The 3,524-nt window shown below is 78.1% G+C and carries 1 protein-coding gene; it reads left to right on the top strand.

Annotation, left to right across the window (positions count from 1 at the left end; genetic code table 11):
- On the top strand, positions 1–3,524 hold a 3,524-nt coding region (locus tag AO501_RS37940; RefSeq protein ID WP_197419825.1), incomplete at both ends, for a hypothetical protein.

Raw genomic sequence — 3,524 nt, 5'->3', positions numbered from 1 at the left:
GGGCCGGCGGGGCCGGCGGCAACGCCGGCGCCGGAGGCGTCAACGGATCCGGCGGCACGGGCGGGGCTGGCGGCTTCGGCGGCGCCGGCGGCGCCGGGACCAGCGGTGTGGGATTCGGTGTCGCCGGTGGGGCCGGCGGTGATGGCGGCGCCGGCGGTCATGCCGGGGCCGGCGGTGCCACGGGTAGCGGCGCCACCGGCGGTGTGGCGGGCCACGCGGGCACCGGCGGGCTGGGCGGCAACGGCGGAGCCGGTGCGGCCGGTGATGCCGGCAGCGCCGGCCTGTTGCCTGGTGCGACCGGCGCCAATGGCTTTGCCGGTGGCGCCGGCGGGGCCGGAGGAGCCGGTGGCGGCTCCGGCGCCGGCGGCACCAACGGTTCCGGCGGGCTGGGCGGTGCCGGCGGCGCCGGGGGACTCGGCGGGGCCGGGGCCAGCGGCGTGGGTTCTGATGTGGCCGGCGGTGCCGGCGGAACGGGCGGCGCCGGCGGCAACGCGGGTGCCGGTGGAGCCGTGGGCAGCGGCGGCAGCGGCGGAACAGCGGGCCACGCCGGCGTGGGCGGGCTCGGCGGCAACGGCGGGGCCGGCGCGGCCGGCGATGCCGGCAAAGCCGGCCTGCTACCCGGGACGGACGGCAAGGCCGGCTACGCCGGCGGAGCCGGTGGAGACGGCGGTGCTGGCGGCAACTCCGGTACCGACGGCACCAACGGCTCTGGCGGGCTGGGCGGCAATGGCGGTGCCGGCGGGCACGGCGGAGCCGGGGCCAACGGTGTCGGTTCGAATATGGCCGGCGGGACCGGCGGGGACGGTGGTGCCGGCGGCAACGCCGGTGCCGGCGGAGGCGTCGGCAGCGGCGGCGGTGGCGGCAATATCGGCAACGCCGGCAGCGGCGGAAACGGTGGCAATGGCGGCAACGGCGCCACAGGCGATGCCGGCGCCGCAGGCCAGCAAGGCTTCGCAGGCGGCGACGGCGGCACTGGCGGCAACGGCGGCGCCGGCTTCAGCGGAACCGGCGGGAATGCCGGCAGCGGTGGCACAGGCGGCGCCGGCGGCAGCGGCGGCACCGACATCGGTGGCGGCGGAGGCGTCGGCCCGGCCGGCGGCAACGGCGGCAACGGCGGCAACGCGGGCACGGTCGGATCCGGCGCCACGGCGGGCAGCGGAGGCATCGGCGGCAACGGCGGCAGCGGCGGAGCCGGCGGCGCCGGAAAAGCCGGCGGCACAGAAGTCAACGGGCGCGCAGGCGGCAGTGGTGGCGCTGGCGGCAACGGTGGCGATGCCACCGGATCAGGCAGTGTCGGGGGCAACGCCGGCAGCGGCGGCACTGGCGGAAACGGCGGCAACGGCGGTGCGGGCACCGAGAACGGCACTCCGGCTGGCGGCGCGGGGGGCAACGGCGGCAACGCCGGCCTGGTCGGCTCCGGAGCGATCTCCGGTAGCGGCGGCACTGGCGGTAACGGTGGCAACGGTGGCAAGGGCGGCGCCGGCTATCCCGGTCACGCCAATCACGACGGCCAGACCGGTGGTGGCGGTGGCGCCGGCGGTGACGGCGGCGCCGCCTCCGGCACCGGCGGTATCAGCGGCAACGGCGGCAACGGCGGCAACGGCGGCGTTGGCGGCGATGGTGGCGACGAAATCAGCAACCAGGTCAGGGCTGGCGGCGGCGGCGGCCTGGCCGGCAACGGCGGCAACGCGGGGACGGCCGGCAGCGGCGCCACCTCAGGCAACGGCGGCGCCGGCGGACAAGGCGGCAACGGCGGCAACGGGAGCAACGCCATCAACCCCGGGATCGACGGCGGCACCGGGGGCATCGGCGGCAACGGCGGAAGCGGCGGTTCTGGTGCCACCAACGGCGCAGCCGGCGCTGGCGGCAACGGTGGCAACGGCGGCAACGGCAGCACTGGGAACGCGGGTGTTACCGGCGGCGACGGGGGCGATGGCGGAGTCGGAGGCAACGGCGGTATCGCCACTGGCGGCAGCAGCGCGGCCGGCAACGCCGGCAACGGTGGTAACGGTGGCAACGGTGGTGATGGCGGCACCGACACCGGAACCGGAGGGGGCCTCGCTCCGGCCGGTGGCGCTGGCGGGAAAGGTGGCGATGCCGGCATCGGTGTCGGCGGCGGCCACGGCGGCCACGGCGGCATGGGTGGGGCCGGCAGCACCGGCAACGACGGCAACGCCGCCCAAAACGGCGATGTGGGCGGTAACGGCGGCGCTGGCGGTGACGGCGGCAACGCCACCGGGCCCGGCAGTGTCGGCGGAAACGCCGGTAACGGGGGCAACGGCGGCAACGGCGGCAACGGCGGCACCGACACCGGGACCGGCGGGAGCACCGCCCCGTCCGGCGGCGCCGGCGGCAACGGTGGAGCCGCCGGCATGCGCGGTAGCGGCGGGGCGGTCTTCGGCAACTTCGGTGTCGGCGGTAACGGCGGCAACGGTGGTGCGGGAAGTAACGGCAGCAATGGGACCTTCGGGGCTTCCGGCGCCGGCGGCAACGGGGACGCCGGCGGCAATGGCGGCGCCGGCGGCAATGGCGGCAATGGCGGCGCTGTCGGCCTCGGCGGCAATGCCGGCAGCGGTGGCCGGGGCGGCAACGGCGGCAACGCCGCCGCCGACGCCGGAACTGGCACTTTCAACGGCGGCAACGGAGGCGACGGCGGCAACGCCGGGACCGCCGGCACCGGGGCCGCCACTGGAAACGGCGGTAGCGGTGGTGACGGCGGCACTGGTGGCACTGGCGGCAACGCCAGAACAGCGAGCGCCGGCGCCCCCGGCGTCACCGGAGGCGACGGCGGCAACGGCGGCAAAGGCGGCGGCGCCACCGGCCCTGGCAGTGTCGGCGGCAACGCCGGTAACGGCGGCAACGGCGGCAAAGGCGGCTCCGGCCCTGTCGGCACCCTCGGGTTCGGACCCAACGTCGGCGGCGACGGCGGCTCTGGCGGCACGGGTGGTGCCGGCGGCTTTGCTTCGGGCCTTGGCAGCGTCGGCGGCAAGGGCGGCTCCGGTGGGCTGGGCGGCGCAGGCGGAACCGGCGGCGCCGCCGCCCTTGGCGCGCTCTTCGGCGGGGCTGACGGCGGTAACGGCGGCATCGGCGGAGCGGCCGGAGCCGGTGGCAGCGGCACCGACGGTGGCCAAGGCGGCACCGGCGGCCAAGGCGGCACCGGCGGCCAAGGCGGCACCGGCGGTACCGGCGGTACTGCCTCTGGCAACCATGGCACCCGTGGCGGCCTCGGCGGCAACGGCGGCCGCGCCGGAGTCGGCGGCGCCGGTGGCAATTCGATCGGAGCCGGAATCAACGGCACCGGTGGCACCGGCGGCGCCGGCGGCAACGGCGGTACCGGCGGCACCAACACGACCGACTCGAGCATCAGCAGCTTGGTCACCGGCGGCGGTGGCGGCGGTGGCGGCGCCGGCGGCAACGGCGGCAACGCCGGCACCGGCGGCAGCGGCGGCGTCAGTGGGACCGGCGGCAACGGCGGCAGTGGCGGCACCGGCGGGGACGGCTCGACCACGGGTGCGACCCCCGCC

Origin of the sequence: Mycobacterium gordonae (assembly GCF_001417955.2) — a bacterium.
Taxonomy (GTDB): Bacteria; Actinomycetota; Actinomycetes; order Mycobacteriales; family Mycobacteriaceae; genus Mycobacterium; species Mycobacterium gordonae_B.
The sequence above is the reverse complement of the archived record's forward strand: the minus strand, read 5'-3'. Positions and strand labels throughout refer to the sequence as shown.